This is a genomic window from Micromonospora sp. NPDC005291, assembly GCF_040607415.1.
GTDB lineage: Bacteria > Actinomycetota > Actinomycetes > Mycobacteriales > Micromonosporaceae > Micromonospora.
This window is the reverse complement of the sequence record NZ_JBEXGR010000018.1, coordinates 59084-78256: the sequence shown is the minus strand read 5'-3', so window position 1 is coordinate 78256 and position 19173 is coordinate 59084. Positions and strand designations below refer to the sequence as shown.

Here is a 19173-nt window from a genome sequence, read left to right as displayed (position 1 = left end):
GCAGCAGACGGCCGGTCCACCCGCACGGTGGACCGGCCGCTGTGCGTCCGGCGCCGGCCGACAGGCGGTCGGCGCGGCCATCGGGGTCAGTCGGCGCTGGCCAGGCCGATCGCGAACGCCTCCTCCAGGTCGTGCTGGGAGTAGGCCCGGAACGCGATGTGCGACTCGGTGTTGAGCACGCCCGGGACCTTGGAGATGCTGCCCGCGATGACCTGGGCGATCTGGTCGAACTCGCGGACCCGGACGATGGCGATGAGGTCGACGTGCCCGGCCACCGAGTAGACCTCGCTGACGCCGGGAAGGTTGGCCAGGTTCTCTGCCACCTCGGGGATCGCGTCGGTGGCGCAGTCGATCAGCACGATCGCGGTGATCACGGGGCATTTCTCCGTTCGTCGGCGTCGTCGCCCATGCTAGATGTTTCCGCCTGGGCCTGGAGTCGGGAGTGGTCGGGGCTCAGCCGTGCGCGGTCAGGTCGTCCCCGGCCCGGATCGCGTCGCGCAGCCGCTCGCCGTCGCGCACGGTCGCGCCCGGCCAGACCACGGTGCGCCATACGTCGCCGGCCACCCGCGCGCCCGCGCCGACCACCGACTCCACGCAGCGACCGGTCACCGTGGCGGACGGGTCGACGAGGACACCGCCGGCCGCGGCGTGCAGGTTGGCCGCCAGGTAGTCGGCCGGCGTGCCGGTGTCGTAGAAGGTGCCCGCGTAGGGCACCACCTCCAGGGCGCCCGCCGCCTCGGCCGGGCGCCAGAGGGCTCGGACCAGGTCGGAGACGACGACCGGCAGGTCCCGGACCAGTCGCCAGGGAAGCAGCGAGAAGCCGGTGAAGCAGTGCCCGGCGAAGGTGCCCGGTGCCGCCGGGTCCGGGGCGGGTTGGCCGAGCAGGCGTACGGTGTGCCCGTCCCAGCCGTCGAGCAGAGCAGCCACGTCCGGGCCCGGGGGAGCCGCCGGGTCGGCGAGATACGCGTCGGCGTTGCCGACCAGCACGGGCCGCCCGTCGATCCAGTCCCGCAGGTTGGCCACCCCGCCCGCCGTGCCCAGCGGGTCGCCCGGCTCGACGGACAGGTGCGCGCGGTCGCCGACGTGCGCGACCACCTGGTCGCCGAGATAGCAGGCGTTCACCGCGACCCGGGCGGGACCGACCAGGCCGAGCCCGGCCAGCCGGGCCAACGCCCGGTCCAGCAGTGCCACGTTGCCCACCGGGCAGAGCGCCTTGGGCACCCGTTCGGTGAGCGGGCGCAGCCGGGTGCCCTCGCCGGCGGCGAGCACCACCGCGCACAGCTCCGCAGGCACGCCAGCCGCGCCGGTCATGGCGTGTTGTCAGGAACCGGTGGCGGGAACTGCCCGGCCAGCGGCCCGATGTCGTAGTAGGCGAGCAGCCGGGCGGTCGGCCAGGTCAGCTTGGGCAGGTCGTCCAGCGGGTGCCACGCGGCCTCGAAGACCTCCGCGCCGTCGACCGCCAGCTCGGTGCTGGACGCCGGCACCTCCGTCTCGAAGACCATGTCCACCCAGCCCTTGGCGTGCACGATCGCGTTCGGCAATGCCGGGCGCAGCCGGGACGGGGGGAGTCGGATGCCGGATTCCTCGAACAGCTCGCGGGCCGCGCCGACCACCGGGGCCTCGCCGCGATTCAGCAGGCCGGCGGGGAGCGACCAGCCCTTGCCGGGCGGCTGGCGCAGCATCAGCAACCGGCCCGCGCCCGTCGCCTCGGCGTCGCGGACCAGGGTGACCGCGCCGACGATGTACTTGGGCACGGCCAGCCGGACCAGGCGTCGACGCACCGGCAGCGGCAGCCGGTAGAAGGCCTGGTAGAACATGGCCCGACCGGTGGCGCGGGAGCGGGGGATCATGACTCCAGGCTAGTGGTCACGAATGTTCTTCGGACGCGCTGGGGCCCGCCCAGTCACTGTCGATGGTCGACCAGGTCGATGAGCTGGCGTACCACGGTGTCCGGTTCGATCACCCGGTCGAAGACCGCGACCAGCAGGGTTTCCAGGTCGGGGTAGCCCAGTTCCTCGGAGAGGCGCAGCAGCGGCAGGTCACTGGCGAGGCCTCGGTTGTGCTGACGCAGGGTGAGCCCGATGGTGGCCCGGCCGAGGCGGACCTTGTCGCTGATCGTGATGCCCGGCTCGGTGTGCTCGGCGAACCACCGGTTGATCTGCATCTGCGCGTTCGGCGACTTGACGAAGCTCAGCCACTCCTTGCGGGGGCCGCGCGGCGCCACACCGGCCTCGAAGCCGTTGTCGCCGTCGTTCTCGGTGAAGATCTCCACCACGTCGCCCTCGCCCAGCTCCGAGCTCAGCGGGGCCAGTCGACCGTTGATCCGGGCGGCGAGGCAGTGGTCGCCCCGTTCGTTGCCCAGCTCGTAGGCGAGGTCGACGGGCGTGGCATTGGCCGGCAGCATGACCTGCCGCCCGTCGGCGAAGACCTGGATCTGGCCCTCGGCGAGGTCGCAGCGCAGCGACTCGAGGAACTGCGCCGGGTCGGCGGCGTCCGGCTCCCAGTCGAGCACCCGGCGCAGCCAGTCCAACTGCTCGGCGCGGGCCGCCGCGCTGCCGATGCCGCCGGAGCGCGGGAAGCGGAAGTCGGCGGCGATGCCGTACTCGGCCGAGCGGTGCATCTCCTCGGTGCGGATGAGCACCTCCACCGTGCGGTCCTGTGGGCCGCAGACGCTGGTGTGCAGCGAGCGGTAGAGGTTGTTCTTCGGTGAGGCGATGAAGTCCTTGAAACGGCCGGGCATCGGTCGCCAGGTGCCGTGGATCGCGCCCAACGCGGCGTAACAGTCGGTGGGCGGGCCGTCGACCACCACCACGATGCGGGGCAGATCGTACGGGGCGGTGTGCTCTCCGGCGATGGTGTCCTTCCAGATCGAGTAGAGGTGCCGAGGGCGAGGGCTGACCTCGGCGTCGACTCGGCTGCGTTTCAGCGCCACCCGCGCCCGGGTGACCACCGAGTCGAGGTACGCGTCCCACCCCGGCCGGTCGTGCACGTGCCGGGCCAGCCGGGCGTGCTCGTCGGGCTCCAGGTGCAGCAGCACCACGTCGTCGAGCTCACGCTTGAGGGTCTGGATCCCCAGCCGGTCGCAGAGGGGGACCAGCACCTCCTGGGTCTTGCGGGCGATCCGTTCCCGCGACGACGCGGAGCGCACCCCGAGGGTGCGCATGTTGTGCAGCCGGTCGGCCAACTTGATGATCAGCACCCGGACGTCCTTGGCGGCCGCGACGATCATCTTGCGGATCGTCTCCGCCTCGGCGGCCTTGCCGTAGAACGCCTTGTCGAACTTGGTCACCCCGTCGACCAGGTGGGCCACCTCGCCGCCGAAGTCCTCGGAGAGCGCCTGGAGGGTGTAGCGGGTGTCCTCCACGGTGTCGTGCAGCAACGCCGCGACCAGGGTGGTGGTGTCCATCCCCAGCTCGGCGCAGATCTGGGCCACCGCGAGCGGATGGGTGATGTACGGTTCCCCGCTCTTGCGGAACTGCCCGCGGTGCATGTTCTCCGCGATGGTGTATGCCCGGCGCAGCACCGCGGGATCGGTGCCGGCGTGGATGCCCCGGTGGGTGCGAACCAGTTGGGTGACCGGGTCGGAGTCGGTGGTCGGCCAGGTGAGCAACGACCGCAGCCGACGGGCGAGCGGCAGCTCACCCGGCTGGGTCGGAAGGGCGCCCCCCAGGGCGGCGCCGTGTCCGGCGTCGACGTCCACGAGGGACACCTCCTCACCCCGGCTCCGCGTCGCCGAAACCGGCGGCGGGGAGCAGGCCCACGAATCGGGCAGGACTGCACTTCTCTAACAGCCTAAGCGAGCCGACGTAGTCCGATCGGTCAGTTGGTCATGAGCGTTCGGTCGAGAGTTGGTGGGACGAGGCGTTCTCGGCCTTCGCCAGCAGGTCACGGAACCGCCCCGCGCCACCCACCGGGGAGGACCAACCGGAGGACATCTCGACGAGTCGGGTCTCCGGTCGCTCCAACCAGGACAGGATCCGCTCGGACTCCTCGGCGGTGGCCGCCGGCACCGGGCCGTGCCCGCCCGACACCGTCTCGGCGGTGGCCCGGATGGCGGTCAGCGTGGGCCGTGGGTGGACGCCCGGCGGGGACACCCCCGCGCCGGCCAGCCGGCCGTGCCGCACCAGCGCCAGCTCCCAGCCGCCCCTGGCGGCCGGCCGTGCCGCGGCCAGCTCGACGATCCCGGTGAGCGCGGCCAGCCGCTGCATCCGCACGGTGGCCCGCAGCACCGCGGCCAGCCGGGACCGCACCACCGCGGCGTCCTCGTAACGCTGGTCGCGGGAGAGCACGTCGATCCGGGCGAGCAGCGCGTCCACCACCGGCTGTGGGTCGCTGGCCGTGGCGGTGCGGAAGGGCGCGGCGGCGCTGTCGTCGTACTCCTGCGGGGTGATCTTGTGCTCGCAGGGCGCCGGGCAGCGACCCAGCTCGGCCAGCGCGCAGGCCGGCGTGACGGTGCGCAGCGAGAGCCGGTGCGTGCACTGGCGCAGCGGCACCGCGTCGTGGAAACCGGCGGCCGCCAGCTCCGCGGCCCGCCGGGAGGTGAACGGCCCGAGGTAGGCGGTGTCGGTGGGGGAGAGGTCGCGGACGATCGAGAGCCGAGGGTACGGACCGTCGGTGAGCTTGAGCCAGACCATCCGCTCCGGGTATTTCGACCGCCGGTTGTACGGCGGGGCGTGCGCGGCGATCAGCCGCAGCTCGCGGACCTCCGCCTCCAACGAGTGCGCGCACTCCACCGCCTCGACCCGCTCGGCCGCGGCCAGCATCTCGGAGATGCGTGCCCGCTTCTCACCGGCCGTGAAGTAGCTGCGCACCCGGGTGGCGATGTCGACGGAGGTGCCCACGTAGAGCGGTCGGTCGTCGGCGGCCCGGAAGATGTAGACCCCGGGAACCTTGGGCAGCCCCTCGGCCAGGTGCCGTTTGCGGCGCTGGGTCGGGGTGACCGCCCGGGCGAACTCGATGGCGTCGCCCACCGTGTCCACCTGGTGCCCGCCGAGCCGGCCGATCAGCCCGTGCAGCACGTCGACGGTGGCCTTCGCGTCGTCCAGCGCACGGTGGGTGGGCTGGACGGCGGTGCGGAAGTAGGCGGCCAGGGTGCCCAGCTTGCGGTTGGGCACCTCGTCGCGGGTCAGCACCCGGCGGGCCAGCGCCGCCGTGTCCAGCACGCGGGGGTTGGGCCAGGGGTAGCCGTGTTTCGCGCAGGCGGCCTTGAGGAAGCCCACGTCGTACGGGGCGTTGTGCGCCACCAGCACCGCGTCGGCGATGAACTCCAGGAAGCTCGGCAGCACCTGCTCGATCGGCGGCGCCGGCACCAGCATCGCCTGGGTGATCCCGGTCAGCACGGTGATGAACGGCGGGATCGGCTGCCCCGGGTTGACCAGGGTGGCCAGCACGCCGAGCTGTTCGCCGCCGCGCACCTTGACGGCGCCGATCTCGGTGATGCCGCCGCCGTCCGGCGCGCCGCCGGTGGTCTCCAGGTCGACCACCACGAAGGTGGTCGCGTAGAGCGGCAGCGCCGGGTCCACCCCGCCCACCGCCGGGTCGAGACCAGCGAGGGACTCCTGGACGTACTCCGCCTGTGCCATCGGCGGCACGCTAGCGCGCCGGTCCGACACTCCCGTCACAGCGGCCCCACCAGTGTGCATGGGGCTAGGATGAGAGATCGGCTCACCACCGGGCGGTGGGCCCGTTCGCGGTGGGAGACTTGCCACATGCCCCTCACCGAGCCGAACGACGACCACCTCCCGCAGGAGGATCTGGTCGCGCGCGATGGTGCTGCGGGCAACCCGGACGACAACGTAGTCAGCCAGACATCAGGCCCATTCGGCCCGACGGCAGCGGGCGACGGGCCCGCGATCGAGCCGGAGCCGACCCTGCCGGAGCCGGTCCGGCAGCGGATCGTGGCGCTGACCGCCGCGGTGCTGCCCACCCTGCCCGCCGACGAGGTGCCGGTGCCGTTGCGCCGAGTGGCCAAGTTCGCCCCCAACCGGCGGGCCCGGCTGGGCGCGCCGGCCATCGCCGCCCAGCTCACCGCCGACCCGCTGTTCCGGCAGCGGGTCACCGCCCGCGTCCTGGCCGACGCCGGTGACCTCGGTGCTGCCGTCGTCGAGGGCACCGCGCCCGCCGCCGCCGACCCGGTCGAGGTCGCCGCGCTGGCCTACCTGACCCGGCCGCGCGGCTGGCGAGAGTTGATCGAGGCCAGCGGTGCCGCCGTGCGCGCCGAGGCGGACAGCGCGGTCGTTGCCGAGCTGGTCCGTGAGGCCGAGCAGCGAGCCACCCGCGCCGAGCACGACCGGGCGGTGGCCCGGGTCGAGGCGGAGAAGCTCCGCGACGAGCTGGCCCGCGTCCGTGAGGAGCTGGGTCAGCTCCGCGAGGAGTCCCGGCAGGTGGCCCGTACCCTGCGGGAGACCCAGGCCCGTGAGCGCAAGGCCACCGAGCTGTTGGCCACCGAGCGCGGCCGGGCCGCGCGCGCCAGCGCCGACGTGGACGCCGAGCTACGCCGTGCCCGGGCCCGGCTGGCCGAGGCGGAGGCCACCGCCGGTGTGGCCCGTGCCAGCGCCAAGGAGTCGCGCTCGGTCGACGACGCCCGGCTCTGGCTGCTGCTGGAGACCATCGGCCAGGCCGCCGTCGGGCTGCGCCGGGAGCTGGCGCTCGACCCGGTCGACAAACTCCCCGCCGACTTCGTCGCCGACGCGTTCGCCGAGCAGCCGGGCACCGCCCCGGCCGGCCCGTCCGCCCGGGCCCGCGACACCGACGACCCGGCCCGGCTCGACCAGCTGCTCGCCCTGCCCAGGGCACACCTGGTGGTGGACGGCTACAACGTCACCAAGCGGGGCTTCGGCGAGATGTCCCTGGAGCAGCAGCGCAAACGCCTGATCACCGGGCTGGGCGGGATCGCCGCGCAGACCGGCGACGAGGTCACGGTGGTCTTCGACGGTGCCGAGCGGATGCACGGTCTGCCGCCCGCGCCGCGCGGCGTACGGGTGCTCTTCTCCCGCAAGGGCGAGACCGCCGACGAGCTGATCCGGCGGCTGGTCCGCGCCGAGCCGTCGGGGCGCCCGGTGGTCGTGGTCTCCTCCGACCGTGAGGTCGCGGACGGCGTACGCCGGCACGGGGCCTACCCGCTGGGTGCCGACTCGCTGCTGCGGCGGCTCGCCCGATCCTGACCACACCCCGACCGCAGGCCGTGATCGACACGAGGTCGGCGATGTAGGGGTGTCCGGCCGGTCGGGATACCCCGATATCGCTGATCTGGAGTGGATCTCGCCCCCAACGGTCGGTCGGGTGGGGTTTCTGTCGTACCCGGTGGTTAGCGTCGATGTGACCGACGGTGCTCGGGTCGCGACGACAAGGCGCGGGCCGGGCATCTGCCGAGCCGATCAGGAGGCGTGATGCTCATCGACTGCGAGGGGTGCCCGACCCAGGGTGGCGGTTGTTCCGGCTGCCTGGTGGCCGCCCTGTTCGACGAGACGTCCCCGGCGGCCGGGCTGGTCGCTGCCGAGGTTCAGGCGATCGAGGTGCTCGCCCGGGCCGGCTTCGACGTGGAGGTGCTGGCCGCGCCCGCGCGTCCCGGGGCCGCCCGCCAGCGCGCGCCACGTCGCGTGGCCTGACCGCCACACCGCACCCGAAGCGGGCTTTTCGCGGGCCATAGGATGGGCGGTCACGGCGGGAGGAGCGGCCAGATGAGCGGGGTACGACGCGACGACGGCACGCCCGCCGGCAGTGGCACGCCCGCCGGCAGTGGCGGGAAAGCTCGCCGAGCGGCGAGCACGGCGGTGCCCCGGTGACCCCGCGCGGGTGGGCGCTGCTGACCCTGGCCGGCTTGACCGTCGCGCTGCTGGTGATCGCCGCGCTGTTCATTCCGTGGCACCGACCGCCGGCACCTCGGGCCGACCAACTGGCCGCGCTGCGTGACCTGCCAGCCGAGCAGGTGGCCAAGGGGCGGGAGTTCCGCGCCGCGCTGCGTCCCGGCGGCTACACCGCGCTCGCGATCGGGCTGCTGGTCGCTCTCGCCCTCGGGTTGACCCCGCTGGGCAGTCGCCTGGTCGAGCTGGTGGGCCGGCCGTTCGGCGGGCACTGGGCCGCGCAGGCGGTGCTCGGCGGGTTGGCCGTGGTGCTCGTCGCCGACCTGGTGACGCTTCCGTTCGCCGCTTGGCGCCAGAGCGTACTCACCCGTTACGGGCTGAGCACCAACGGCTGGAGCGGCTGGGCGGTCGACCTGCTCAAGTCGTACGCGGTCAGCGCGGTGATCGGCGCGGTGGCGCTGGTCGGCTTCTACGCGGTCATCAGGTTCGCGCCGCGCTGGTGGTGGGCGTTCGGCGCGGCTGGCGCTGCCCTGCTGGTGGTGCTGCTGTCGTTCGTGCTGCCGGTGCTGGTGGAGCCGGTGTTCAACCGGTTCACCCCGATGGAGCAGGGCCCGCTGCGCACCGAGCTGATGAGCATGGCCGCCCGCGACGGCGTGCCGGTGCGCGACGTGCTGGTCGCCGACGCCTCCCGCCGCACCAAGGCGGTCAACGCGTACGTCTCCGGTCTCGGTCCGACCCGGCGGGTGGTCGTCTACGACACGCTGCTGCACGAGGCGACCCCGGCCGAGGTGACCGCCGTGGTGGCCCACGAGCTGGGGCACGCGAAGGACTCCGACGTGGCGGTCGGCACGTTGACCGGTGCGCTGGGCGCAGCGGCAGCCGTGGTGGCGCTCTACCTGCTCGGCTCGTGGGGGCCGCTGCTGCGGCTGGCCGGCGTCGACTCGGTCGCCCAACCGCGTGCGTTCCCACTGCTGCTCGCCCTCGTCACGGTGGCCGGGTTGGTCGCCGCCCCGGTGCAGGCGCTGATGTCGCGTCGCGTGGAGGCACGCGCCGACGCGCACGCGCTCGCGCTCACCCGTGACCCGGTTGCCTTCGAGTCGATGCAGCGCCGGCTCGGCTCGGTCAACCTCGGCGACCCCGACCCGCCCCGCTGGGAATACCTCTACTCGGCCTCGCATCCGTCCACCGTGGAGCGGATGGCCGCCGCCCGCGCGTACGCCCGGGAGGCCGGCCGATGAGCCGCACGCTGCTGATCACCAATGATTTTCCGCCCCGCCCCGGCGGAATCCAGTCCTTCGTGCACAACCTCGCGGTGCGTCAGCCGGCCGGCTCGGTGGTGGTGTACGCGTCGAGTTGGCGCGGTTCCGCGAAGTTCGACGCCGACCAGCCGTTCGAGGTGATCCGGGAACGCACACGCGTGTTGCTGCCTACCCCGCTGATCGCCCGTCGGGCGGCCCGGCTGGCCCGTGCGTACGACTGCGACACGGTGTGGTTCGGCGCGGCGGCCCCACTGGGGTTACTCGCCGCGGGCCTGCGACGGCGTGCCGGCGTACACCGGGTGGTGGCGCAGACCCACGGCCACGAGGTCGGGTGGGCGGCGTTGCCGGCCGCCCGGCCGGCGCTGCGTCGGATCGGTCGGGGCGTGGATGTCACCACCTATCTCGGTGAGTACACCCGCAGCCGGTTGGCCCGCGTGCTGGACGGGGTGACCGAGTTGCGCCGGCTCGCGCCCGGGGTCGACGTGGACACCTACCACCCGACGGTGGACGGTGAGCAGGTCCGGGCCCGGCTCGGGTTGACCGACCGGCCGGTGGTGGTGTGTGTGTCCCGGTTGGTGCCGCGCAAGGGGCAGGACATGCTGATCCGGGCACTGCCGGAGATCCGCCGCCGGGTGCCCGACGCGGCGCTGCTGATCGTCGGCGGCGGGCCATACCGGGCGACCCTGGAAAAGCTGGCCCGGCAGACCGGTGTGGAACGGGACGTGGTGTTCACCGGCTCGGTGCCGTCGGCCGAGCTGCCGGCGCACTACGCGGCTGGCGACGTCTACGCGATGCCGTGCCGCACCCGCAACCGGGGGCTGGATGTGGAAGGGCTGGGCATCGTCTACCTGGAGGCGTCCGCGACCGGCCTGCCGGTGGTGGCCGGTGACTCCGGGGGTGCTCCGGACGCGGTCCGCGAGGGGGAGACCGGTTACGTCGTACGCGGCCGCGACGTCGCCCAGCTCGCCGACCGGGTGGCCCGGCTGCTGGCTGATCGTGACCTGGCCCGCCAGATGGGCGCTGCCGGCCGGGCGTGGGTGGAGCGGGAGTGGCGCTGGGAGGCGCAGGCGGAACGGATGGCAGCGCTGCTCGCCGGCTGACCGCCGCCCGCGCTCAGTCGACGGGGTCCGCGCGTACCGGGGCGTAGCGGGGCACGTACTCCTGGCCCGTGAGCTTCTGGATCGCCGCCATCACCTCGTCGGTGACCGTCCGGATGTCGCGTGGCCCGTTGATCCGTTCGGCGACCGGGATCGGCGCGCCGAACCGCAGGGTGATCGGATGTCGACGGGGCAGCCGCGCGTCGACCGGCAGCACCTCGGCGGTGCCGAGCACGCCGACCGGGATGATCGGCACCCCGGCGTCGCGGGCCAGCCGGGTCATTCCGACGCGGCCCCGGTAGAGCCGCCCGTCCGGGGAACGGGTGCCCTCCGGGTAGACGGCGACCAGGCCGCCGCCGCGCAGTACCGGTACGGCCGCGTCGAGGGCGCGCAGGGCGGCCCGGCCGTCGGCGCGGTCGACCGGGATGGCGCCCATGCCGGAGACGATCTGCCGATTGAGCCAGCCGCCCGGACCTCGGCCGGTGAAGTATTCGGTCTTGGCCCAGAAGGTCACGTGTCGGGGCGTCGCGCTGACGAGGAACAACTCGTCGGCGACGGACAGGTGGTTGCCGGCGAGGATCGCGCCGCCGTGCCGGGGAATGTGCTCCAGCCCCTCCACCCGGGGCTGCCAGCCCAGCCGCAGTGTGGTGCGGACGGTGAGCTTGGTGAGGTCGTACAGCAGGGGCACGTGTTCTCCGGGGATCGGGGGTTCAGGCGAGCGTCGGACCGAGATGGACGTCGAGCACCGCGCGCAGCAGGGCGTCGTCGTCGGCGGCGCCGGTGGCCAGCGGCAGGCTGCCCCAGGCCCAGAGCTGGGCGATGCCGTGCAGGTTGGCCCAGAGCGCGCCGGCCAGCACCGGTGCGGGCGCGTCGGTCGGCCGACGTACCTGGGCCACGAGATCTGCCAGAACGGCGAACAACGGCAGGCTCGTCTCACGCAACCGTAGCCGGCCGCTGTCCAGAAGGTCGTGGCGGAACATCAACTCGAACATGCCCCGGTGGGCCGCCGCATAGTCCAGGTACGTCCGGGCCAGCGCGGCCAGTTGGGTACGCGGGCTCGGGCCGGCGTCGCGCATCGTCGCCTCGACGTGGGCAGTGAGGTCGATGAAGCCCTCCCGTGCGATGGCGGAGAGCAGGTCGACGTGGGTGGGGAAGTAGCGGCGCGGTGCGCCGTGCGAGACCCCGGCGTGGCGGGCGATCTCCCGCAGTGACACCGCCGACTGGCCCTCCCGCAGCACCAGGTCCACCCCGGCGGCCACCAGCCGCGTTCGGACGCCTGCCTCCTCCACGCTCATAGACACTGTCTACCAGGAGGCGTAGACGCTGTCTACGCAGCGCGCTGTGCAGCGGGCCAGGTGGCTATTCCTGGATGAGCACCGACCAGCGGTTGTCCCCGGCATCGTCAGTGACGGTGACACTCAGCTCATAGCTCTGATACAGCTCGATTTTATTCAGGGTGTGGGGGGTTCCGTCCGACGTGCAGGGCACCTCGAATTGACCCAGGGGCTCGTACGAGAGGTTGATGGTCCCCGCGCCTCGGCAGACCACCGAGACCCAGAGGGTGCCTCTCGTGACCGTGACACGGCCGACGATTCCGCTTCCCACCATGTCGGAAACGTCAAGAAGCTCGCGCGCCCCGTCGACCCGATCGAGCGTCGGCATGCTGGCTGCCGTCCGCGGTAGGGCCGTTGCCGTTGTCGTTCTCGCACTGCCCGTGGAAGCGGACGAGCGAGGTGTGGAGGGGGCGGGTGCCTCGGTGCAGCTGGACAGGGCACCTGCCATCACGAACGCCAGAATCACACGTGCCCGCATGTGTTCCCTTCGCTGAGGACCGTCTGCGATGAACCGCCGTCATGAATCGTTCAGCGGATGCGGGCCAGGATGCGGTCGGCGGGCGCCGGGCGACCGAAGTGCCAGCCCTGCGCGGCGTCGCAGTCGATCGCCCGCAACCGCTCGGCCTGCCCGGCGGTCTCCACCCCCTCGGCGGTGACCGTCAGGTCGAGGGCGTGCGCCAACGAGACCAGCGAGGCGAGGATCCGCTCGTCGGTGCGCCCGACCGTAGGCGATCGCAGCCCGGCCACGAACTCCCCGGCCACCTTCAGCTCGGTCACCGGCAGGTCCCGCAGGTACGCCAGGTTGCTGTAGCCGGTGCCGAAGTCGTCGATGGCGATCCGCACCCCGAGGTCGGCCAGCACCCGCAGAGCGCGTACCGGCTCCTCGGCGGTGCTCATCATCGTGCTCTCGGTGATCTCCAGTTGGAGCCGCTCCGGCGGCAGGCCGGTCTGCCGCAGGAGGGCGCGGACCTCCTGCACCAGCCCGGGTCGGTGGACCTGCCGTACCGCCAGGTTGACGCTGACGAACGGCGCCGCAGCGCCGCCGGCCGACCAGGCCTCCGCCTCGCGGCACGCCTCGGCCAGCACCCAGCCGCCCAGCTGCACGATCAGGCCGGTCTCCTCGGCCAGGCCGATGAAGCTGTCCGGCCGCAGCACCCCCAGCTCCGGGTGGCGCCAGCGGACCAGCGCCTCGACGCCCACCAGGCTGCCGTCGCGCAGTGAGGTCAGCGGTTGGTAGTCGAGGTAGAACTCGCCCCGCTCCAGTGCGGCCGGGATGGCCGCGGAGAGCGCGTACCGGGCCAGTTCACGTTGGTTGCGCTCGGCGTCGTAGAGCGCCCAGCGTGCCCCACCGGCGGACTTCGCCCAGTGCAGGGTGCTGTCGGCGGCCCGCATCAGGTCAGTGGGGTTGGCACCGGCCACCTGGCGCTCGACGATGCCGATGCTCGCCGAGATCTGCAGCTCGTGCCCGTCGACCAGCGCCGGTGCCCGTACGGCGGCCAGCGCGGTCTCGGCCACCGCCACCATGTCGTCGGTGCCGCCGGTGTCTTCCACCAGGATGACGAACTCGTCCCCGCCGAGCCGGGCCACCAGGTGCTCACCCATGGCCTGGCACAGCCGTTCGGCCACCGTGACCAGCAGCCGGTCACCGACCTGGTGCCCCAGGGTGTCGTTGACGACCTTGAACCGGTCCAGGTCCAGGAAGCACACCCCGACCCGCTGCGCGCCCCGGCCCGGCTCGTTGAGCGCGGCGGTGAGCCGCTCGGTGAACAGCGTCCGGTTGGGCAGACCCGTGAGTGGGTCGTGGGTGGCCTGATGCCGGAAGCGGGCCTCGCTGGCTCGCAGCGCCCGCTCGGCCTGCGTACGGGCCTTCATGGCGGCCCGGCGGATCGACTCCTGCTGGTCGAGCGTCCGGTCGCGCAGCGCGCGGGCGTAGCCGGTCGCCACGGCCGCCAGCAGCCGGGCCATCCGGTCCTCGACGTCCTCGGCCACCAACCCCAGGTCGCGCACCAACCGGAGCTGGATGACCTCGACGGTACGACCCAGCCCTTCGGCGGAGGCGATGTGCGCGGCGACCAGCTCGGCACCGACCCGATGCCCGGCACGCAGGTCGAACGGCTCGGTGAGCAGCGCGCCAGCCAGGTCCCCGGTGAGCCGGTCCAGCAGGGTCTCGAGCTGGGCCTGGGTCATCGGCAGGTAGCTGGTGCCGGAGACGGCCTTCGCCCAGGCCCGCGCGAACGTGCCCGGGTAGGAGGCCGCCCCGGGCGACTCAGGCACCGAGTCGCCCGACGCCACCCATGAAGACCGCGCGCTCGGCGTCCTCCGCGCTCTCCGGAGTGTCCGGTCGCCACTGCGGCACCCAGACCACGCCGGGGTCGATCAGCTCGAACCCGTCGAAGAGCGCGGTCAGCTCGGCGCGGCCGCGCACCCACAGTGGGTTGTCGGTACGGCGGTAGACCCGCTCCGCCTCGGCGCGTTCGTCGTCGCTGCGCCCGTCGTCGCTGGCCTGGGACAGCACCAGGTAGCTGCCGGGGGCCAACGCGTCGCGCAGCGTCCGCAGCAGCTCCGCCGGTCGATCGTCGTCGGAGACGAAGTGCAGGACGGCCACGATCATCACGGCGACCGGCTGGCTCAGGTCGAGCAGCTTGCGGACGTCCGGATGGGTCAGGATCTTGTCCGGGTGCCGCAGATCCTCCTGCACCACCGCCGTTCGGTCGTTTCCGGCGAGGATCTCGCGGCTGTGCGCCACCGCCACCGGGTCGACGTCCACGTAGACCACCCGCGACTCCGGGTCGCGCCGTTGGGCGATCTCGTGCACGTTGCCGACGGTCGGGATGCCCGAGCCGATGTCCAGGAACTGCCGGATGCCGGCCTCGGCGAGGTGGTGCACGGCCCGGCGCAGAAACGCCCGATTGGCCTGGGCCATCAGCGGCGCCTCGGGCACCGCCGCGACCATCGCCTGCGCCGCGGCCCGGTCGGCGGCGAAGTTGTGCGAGCCGCCGAGGTAGTAGTCGTACATCCGCGCGACGCTCGGGCGCTCGATGTCGATGGTGTCGGGTGCCCAGTCCGGCCGCTGCATGCGTTAACCCCTTGAGTCCGCGACGCGGGCGTCGTCGCCCGCGCGGGTATTGTGCACCCGCCACGCACGCCAGACCATAGCGCGCCGAAGGTTGCCCGCCGACGTCGGTCGATACGCGACGGTCCGCGCCTGCCGAAGCTGGCACGGACCGTCGGTCGCGACATCCCGCTCGACGAGCGGGGGCAGATCAGAACTTCGGGGCGTCCGGTGCCTCGAGCAGGCCGAGCCGGAGCGCGGTCATCAGGGCCTGAGCGCGGTTGGCCGCTCCGAGCTTCTCGTAGAGCTTGGAGATGTGCGTCTTGGCCGTGGACTCGCTGACGAACAACTGCTTGGCGATGCCCGCCACGCTCATCCCGTCGGCGAGCAGCCGCAGCACCTGCCCCTCCCGGGGAGACAACTGCGGACCCGACGGCGCGAGCCGGCGCTTCATCGCCTCGGCCAGGTCGGCGGCGGTGAACGCGCTGGGGGAGGAGGCGGCATGCCGTGCGGCGGCCACCACCTCGTCGGCCGGGGCGGTCTTCGGCACGAAGGCGCTCGCGCCAGCCTCCAGGGCACCGAAGAGCTGGTCGTCGCCGGCGTACATGGTCAGCACCACGATGCCCATCGACGCGCTGGACTTGCGCAGCGCGCGGGTGGCCTCCAGGCCGCTGCCGTCGGGCAGCCGCAGATCCATGATCACCACGTCCGGCTGCAGGGCGCCGGCCTGGCGTACCCCCTCTGCCGCCGTGGCGGCCTCACCGACGACCTCGAACTGACGGTCGCGCTCGAAGGCGTGCCGGAGGCCCTTGCGAATCAGGTCGTGATCGTCAACAAGGAGGACCTTGGTGCGGGCGGCCGGTGTCGGACTTGTGGTCATCCTCGGGTTACTTCCCTTCAGGTGCTGCGCTGTCGCGCACGTTATCGCGCCGGGACGAGGTGCCGAGAACCACCGCCACGGTTGTGCCGCTGGGTTGCCGCGGCCTGATCTCCAACCGGCCCCGGATACGTTCCGCCCTCTCGGCCATGATCGCAAGACCGTACCGTCCGTCGGGGCGCTGGTCAGCCATCCCCTGACCGTCATCCGACACTTCTATTTGCGCGTACGGGGGGTCGACCTCACACGTGACCCACAGATTGGAGGCTCCAGCGTGCTTGCGCGCGTTGGTCACCGCCTCCTGCGCGATGCGCAGCAACTCGGCCTCGGTGGCCGCCGGCAGCCGGGCGGTGGACTCGTCCAGCGAGAGGTGCACCCGCAGACCACCGGAGGCACCCACGGTGCGCGCGTACTCGGCGATCGCCGCGGCCAGCCCGCCCTGCCGGTCCACCTCGCTGCGCAGCTCGAAGAGGCTCAGCCGCAGCTCCTGAATCACCCGGGTCACCTCGCCGCGCAGCGTACGCAGGGCCTCGGCGGTCTCGTCGGCGTCGTCGAAGACGGTGGCCAGGGCGTTGTCGATGCCGTAGCCGACCATCACCAGCTCCTGCGCCACCCCGTCGTGGATCTCCCGTGCCAGCCGCTGCCGCTCCTCGTTGGTGGCCAGCGAGCGCACCTCGTCGAAGAGTAGCGCCGCCTCCAGCCGCAGCGCGGCCGGGTGGGTCAGCGCGGTCACCCGGGACACCACCGGCGGCGGGTACGCGTGGGCGACGTCCGCCTCCAGCACCACCAGCCCCACCGTGCGCACCCCGGCGACCAGCGGAACGATCAGCGCGGACACGTCGCCGCCACGGTGCGTGCGGGACTGCGATCGCGCCGCGGTCTGCGCCTGCTGACTGGCCCAGGCGTCGGCGATCGCCGAGTCCGCGTCCAGCGTCGTCTCCCAGTCCACCCGGTCGACGCCGGCCTGGGCGAGCACCACGAGCCGACCGCCGCCGCTGGCCGACAGCACCGCGCCCCGGTCCGCCCGGGCCACCGTGCGCAACTCCTCCAGCAGGTGCTCGGAGATGCCGCCCGGGTCCAGGGTCGCCCCGGGCAGCTGTCGGGCCACCGTACGCAGTTGGGTCAGCAGCCGGGTCGCCTCGGCGTACGGCTGCGGTTTGCCCTCACCGCGGACCGCCATGACCCGGTGCAGGGTGCCGGCGGCGTAGAGCCCCAGCGCCGCCAGGATCAGCCACTGCGCGCAGACCGCGAGGTAACCCGGCTGGCCGAGCTGGAGCCCTCCGCCAACCTCGGTCACCGCGCCACTGACCAGCAGGGTGGCGGCGGTGACGGCGAGCAGGGCGGCGCCCTCGGAGAAGCGGCGGCGCAGCGCGGTGACGGTCACCGGGACCGCCAGGTAGGGGAGCATCGCCGACGCGCCCAGTCCGTCGACCGTGCCGCCGATCGACGCGACCGCGGCCACGTGGCTCGCGGCCAGCCCCAGCACCACCACCTCGGCCACCCGGCTCAGCGGCCCGATCAGCCGGTGCTGCGGGGCCAACAGGGACGGGAGCCCGGCGACCGCCAGCAGCGCGATCCACCACAGTTGGGCGACGTCGCGGGTGGCGAACAGGGTCAGGATGGCGACCAGCGCCAGCATCACCAGGCGGGCGGCCGCGGCGAGGGGATGCGGGTGCGGTGCGGTGGCTGTGGATGCGGGCACGTGACGGATGGTAGTCAGCCCCGGTAGATATCGGCGATCTCCGCCGCGTACGTCTTGTGGACGACCTGGCGTTTCACCTTGAGCGACGGGGTCAACTCGCCGGTCGCCTCGGCGAAGTCGCGGGGCAGGACCCGGAACACCTTGATGGCCTCGGCCTTCGAGACGGCCTGGTTCGCGGTGTCGATCGCGGTCTGGATCTCCTTGCGAAGGCCCTCGTGCTCGCGCAGTTGATCGAGGGAGGTGTCGGCGGGCAGCCCGGCACTCTCCAGCCAGGTCGGCAGCGCGTCCTCGTCGATGGTGACCAGCGCCGCGATGAACGGCTTCGCATCACCGACCACGACACACTGGCTGATCAACGGGTGGGCCCGGACCAGGTCCTCCAGCACCGCCGGGGCGACGTTCTTGCCGCCGGCGGTAACGATCAGCTCCTTCTTGCGGCCGGTGATGGTCAGGTAGCCGTCGGAGTCGAGCTGGCCCAGATCACCGGTACGGAACCAGCCGTCGGAGCTGATCGTCTCGGCGGTCGCCGCCTCGTTGCGCCAGTAACCCTGGAAGATCAGCTCACCGGAGATCAGGATCTCGCCGTCGTCCTCGATCCGCACGGCCACGCCGGGCAGCGGGCGGCCGACGGTGCCGATCCGGGTGCCACTGGGCAGGTTGGCCGCGGCGGCGGGCGAGGTCTCGGTCAGGCCGTAGCCCTCCAGGATCGTCACCCCGACGCCGCGGAAGAAGTGACCGAGCCGGGCGCCGAGCGGGGCGCCGCCGGAGATGGCGTCCCGGCACCGACCGCCGAGCGCGGCACGCAGCTTGCCGTAGACCAACCGGTCGAAGACCGCGTGCTGGGCGCGTAGCGCCAGGCCGGGTCCGCGCGGGGTTTCCAGCGCCTCGCTGTACGCGATGGCGACCTGCTCGGCGCGGGCGAAGATGCCGCCCTTGCCGTCGGCCTCGGCCTTCTGCTTGGCCGCGTTGTAGACCTTCTCGAACACCCGGGGTACGGAGAGCACGAAGGTCGGCCGGAAGTCCTGCAGCTCGGCGACCAGGTTCTTGGTGTCGGCGCAGTGCGCCATGGTGGCCCGTGTCTGCACGACGCCGATCTGGATCAGCCGGGCGAAGGCGTGCGCCAGCGGCAGGAAGAGCAGGGTGGACGCGCCGGCGTTGAACAGGTTCGGCAGCACCGGCACCGCGTTGGCGATGTCGGCGTACATGTTGCGGTGGGTGAGCACGCAGCCCTTGGGTCGGCCGGTGGTGCCGCTGGTGTAGATGATCGTGGCCAGGTCGTCGGCGCGGACGGCCTTGCGCCGCCGCTCGACCTCGGCCAGCTCGACGCTGGCACCGGTCGTGACCAGCTCGTCGACCCCGCCCAGGTCGATCTGCCAGACGTGGTCCAGCTCGGGCAGCCGGTCGCGGACACCGGCGACCAGGGCGGCGTGCGCCTCGGTCTCCACCACGATGGCGACCGCGTTGGAATCCTCGAGGATCCACGCGGCCTGCTCGGGGCTGGAGGTCTCGTAGATCGGCACGGTGACCGCGCCGACGGTCCAGATGGCGTAGTCCAGCAACGTCCACTCGTAGCGGGTACGGCTCATCAGCCCGACCCGGACACCCGGCTCGATGCCGGCGGCGACCAGCCCGCGGGCCACGGCGGCGACCTCGTCACGGAACTGGAGGCAGGTCACCTCGGCCCAGGTGGTGGCGGTGCCCTCGGTGCCCGGCGTGGGGCGGGCGAACTGGACAGCGTCGGGCGCGACCTCGGCGTTGTCCCAGACCGGATCGGTGAGGTTGGCCGCGTCGCCAACGGTGACGATCGGCGGGACGGAGAACTCGCGCACCTGCACTCCTTCGTGCTCGCACTGGTCGGGCTGGCCGTCACCGTGAGGGTGTCGGCTGTCTCGAAACCTACCCGGCGGGCGGTCCAGGCGGAGTAGGCAGGATGCCCGGTGGGACTTCGTGGCGGTTGGGCCGACGCTGCCGGTGGGGGTGCCGAGCCCCGCTGCCCCGTGCGGCGGGGGCGGCGCGACGTGGGGGCGGTACCCGCCGGGTAGCCTCCCCC

General features: G+C 72.8%; 17 protein-coding genes. 4 read left to right on the top strand and 13 right to left on the bottom strand.

Annotated elements, in window-relative coordinates:
* Nucleotides 1-86: 86 nt before the first annotated feature.
* From ABZT18_RS22960 to ABZT18_RS22940, 5 genes are all read right to left on the bottom strand, one after another.
* A complete protein-coding gene (locus ABZT18_RS22960) occupies nucleotides 87-374 on the bottom strand; it encodes an Lrp/AsnC ligand binding domain-containing protein (protein WP_074313163.1) in 288 nt (95 codons plus the stop codon).
* Between the two features lie 79 nt (nucleotides 375-453).
* A complete protein-coding gene (locus tag ABZT18_RS22955; protein ID WP_354994922.1) occupies nucleotides 454-1311 on the bottom strand; it encodes a sugar phosphate nucleotidyltransferase in 858 nt (285 codons plus the stop codon).
* Nucleotides 1308-1850 carry an NUDIX domain-containing protein gene (locus ABZT18_RS22950; RefSeq protein WP_354994921.1) on the bottom strand — a complete coding sequence of 181 codons (543 nt, stop codon included), beginning with the start codon at nucleotides 1848-1850 and terminating at the stop codon, nucleotides 1308-1310. Before ABZT18_RS22950 ends, ABZT18_RS22955 begins: the two co-directional genes overlap by 4 nt.
* 53 nt (nucleotides 1851-1903) lie before the next feature.
* Nucleotides 1904-3700: an HD domain-containing protein gene (locus ABZT18_RS22945; protein WP_354994982.1), complete on the bottom strand. Its 1797-nt coding sequence runs from the start codon at nucleotides 3698-3700 to the stop codon at nucleotides 1904-1906.
* 127 nt (nucleotides 3701-3827) lie between these two features.
* A complete protein-coding gene (locus ABZT18_RS22940; protein WP_354994920.1) occupies nucleotides 3828-5582 on the bottom strand; it encodes a DEDD exonuclease domain-containing protein in 1755 nt (584 codons plus the stop codon).
* A 126-nt stretch (nucleotides 5583-5708) separates the two neighbouring features.
* Between ABZT18_RS22940 and ABZT18_RS22935 the strand changes: the two genes are divergently transcribed.
* The 4 genes from ABZT18_RS22935 to ABZT18_RS22920 all read left to right on the top strand — a co-directional run bounded on the left by ABZT18_RS22935 (nucleotide 5709) and on the right by ABZT18_RS22920 (nucleotide 10161).
* On the top strand, nucleotides 5709-7163 hold the full coding sequence (locus tag ABZT18_RS22935; RefSeq protein ID WP_354994919.1) for an NYN domain-containing protein: 1455 nt from the start codon (nucleotides 5709-5711) through the stop codon (nucleotides 7161-7163).
* A 225-nt stretch (nucleotides 7164-7388) separates the two neighbouring features.
* Nucleotides 7389-7607: a hypothetical protein gene (locus tag ABZT18_RS22930; protein WP_354994918.1), complete on the top strand. Its 219-nt coding sequence runs from the start codon at nucleotides 7389-7391 to the stop codon at nucleotides 7605-7607.
* Nucleotides 7608-7780: 173 nt separating this feature from the next.
* Complete coding sequence (locus ABZT18_RS22925; protein ID WP_354994917.1) at nucleotides 7781-9040, top strand: M48 family metalloprotease; 1260 nt, start codon at nucleotides 7781-7783, stop codon at nucleotides 9038-9040.
* Complete coding sequence (locus ABZT18_RS22920) at nucleotides 9037-10161, top strand: glycosyltransferase family 4 protein (protein ID WP_354994916.1); 1125 nt, start codon at nucleotides 9037-9039, stop codon at nucleotides 10159-10161. Before ABZT18_RS22925 ends, ABZT18_RS22920 begins: the two co-directional genes overlap by 4 nt.
* 13 nt (nucleotides 10162-10174) lie before the next feature.
* On the opposite strand, the gene ABZT18_RS22915 is transcribed toward ABZT18_RS22920, so the two are convergent.
* From ABZT18_RS22915 to ABZT18_RS22880, 8 genes are all read right to left on the bottom strand, one after another.
* Nucleotides 10175-10846, bottom strand: a complete 672-nt coding sequence (locus ABZT18_RS22915; protein ID WP_354994915.1) for a lysophospholipid acyltransferase family protein — start codon at nucleotides 10844-10846, stop codon at nucleotides 10175-10177.
* Between the two features lie 22 nt (nucleotides 10847-10868).
* Nucleotides 10869-11453 (bottom strand): TetR/AcrR family transcriptional regulator, encoded by a 585-nt coding sequence (locus ABZT18_RS22910; protein WP_354994914.1) that lies wholly within the window; start codon nucleotides 11451-11453, stop codon nucleotides 10869-10871.
* A gap of 64 nt (nucleotides 11454-11517) precedes the next feature.
* Nucleotides 11518-11820, bottom strand: a complete 303-nt coding sequence (locus tag ABZT18_RS22905; RefSeq protein ID WP_354994913.1) for a hypothetical protein — start codon at nucleotides 11818-11820, stop codon at nucleotides 11518-11520.
* A gap of 200 nt (nucleotides 11821-12020) precedes the next feature.
* Nucleotides 12021-13679, bottom strand: a complete 1659-nt coding sequence (locus ABZT18_RS22900) for a bifunctional diguanylate cyclase/phosphodiesterase (protein WP_354994981.1) — start codon at nucleotides 13677-13679, stop codon at nucleotides 12021-12023.
* Between the two features lie 79 nt (nucleotides 13680-13758).
* A complete protein-coding gene (locus tag ABZT18_RS22895) occupies nucleotides 13759-14568 on the bottom strand; it encodes an SAM-dependent methyltransferase (protein ID WP_354994912.1) in 810 nt (269 codons plus the stop codon).
* 187 nt (nucleotides 14569-14755) lie between these two features.
* Nucleotides 14756-15424 (bottom strand): response regulator transcription factor, encoded by a 669-nt coding sequence (locus ABZT18_RS22890; protein ID WP_076467977.1) that lies wholly within the window; start codon nucleotides 15422-15424, stop codon nucleotides 14756-14758.
* Nucleotides 15425-15431: 7 nt separating this feature from the next.
* Nucleotides 15432-17123 carry a GAF domain-containing sensor histidine kinase gene (locus ABZT18_RS22885; RefSeq protein WP_354994911.1) on the bottom strand — a complete coding sequence of 564 codons (1692 nt, stop codon included), beginning with the start codon at nucleotides 17121-17123 and terminating at the stop codon, nucleotides 15432-15434.
* A gap of 14 nt (nucleotides 17124-17137) precedes the next feature.
* Nucleotides 17138-18952: a long-chain fatty acid--CoA ligase gene (locus tag ABZT18_RS22880; RefSeq protein ID WP_355252476.1), complete on the bottom strand. Its 1815-nt coding sequence runs from the start codon at nucleotides 18950-18952 to the stop codon at nucleotides 17138-17140.
* Nucleotides 18953-19173: the final 221 nt, after the last annotated feature.

Bases quoted from the DNA above. Each gene is read 5' to 3' on its own strand.
- ABZT18_RS22900 (WP_354994981.1), bottom strand. From the start codon at position 13,679: ATGACCCAGGCCCAGCTCGAGACCCTGCTGGACCGGCTCACCGGGGAC.
- ABZT18_RS22935 (WP_354994919.1), top strand. From the start codon at position 5,709: ATGCCCCTCACCGAGCCGAACGACGACCACCTCCCGCAGGAGGATCTG.
- ABZT18_RS22905 (WP_354994913.1), bottom strand. From the start codon at position 11,820: ATGCCGACGCTCGATCGGGTCGACGGGGCGCGCGAGCTTCTTGACGTT.
- ABZT18_RS22910 (WP_354994914.1), bottom strand. From the start codon at position 11,453: ATGAGCGTGGAGGAGGCAGGCGTCCGAACGCGGCTGGTGGCCGCCGGG.
- ABZT18_RS22940 (WP_354994920.1), bottom strand. From the start codon at position 5,582: ATGGCACAGGCGGAGTACGTCCAGGAGTCCCTCGCTGGTCTCGACCCG.
- ABZT18_RS22955 (WP_354994922.1), bottom strand. From the start codon at position 1,311: ATGACCGGCGCGGCTGGCGTGCCTGCGGAGCTGTGCGCGGTGGTGCTC.
- ABZT18_RS22930 (WP_354994918.1), top strand. From the start codon at position 7,389: ATGCTCATCGACTGCGAGGGGTGCCCGACCCAGGGTGGCGGTTGTTCC.
- ABZT18_RS22950 (WP_354994921.1), bottom strand. From the start codon at position 1,850: ATGATCCCCCGCTCCCGCGCCACCGGTCGGGCCATGTTCTACCAGGCC.
- ABZT18_RS22920 (WP_354994916.1), top strand. From the start codon at position 9,037: ATGAGCCGCACGCTGCTGATCACCAATGATTTTCCGCCCCGCCCCGGC.
- ABZT18_RS22895 (WP_354994912.1), bottom strand. From the start codon at position 14,568: ATGCAGCGGCCGGACTGGGCACCCGACACCATCGACATCGAGCGCCCG.
- ABZT18_RS22890 (WP_076467977.1), bottom strand. From the start codon at position 15,424: ATGACCACAAGTCCGACACCGGCCGCCCGCACCAAGGTCCTCCTTGTT.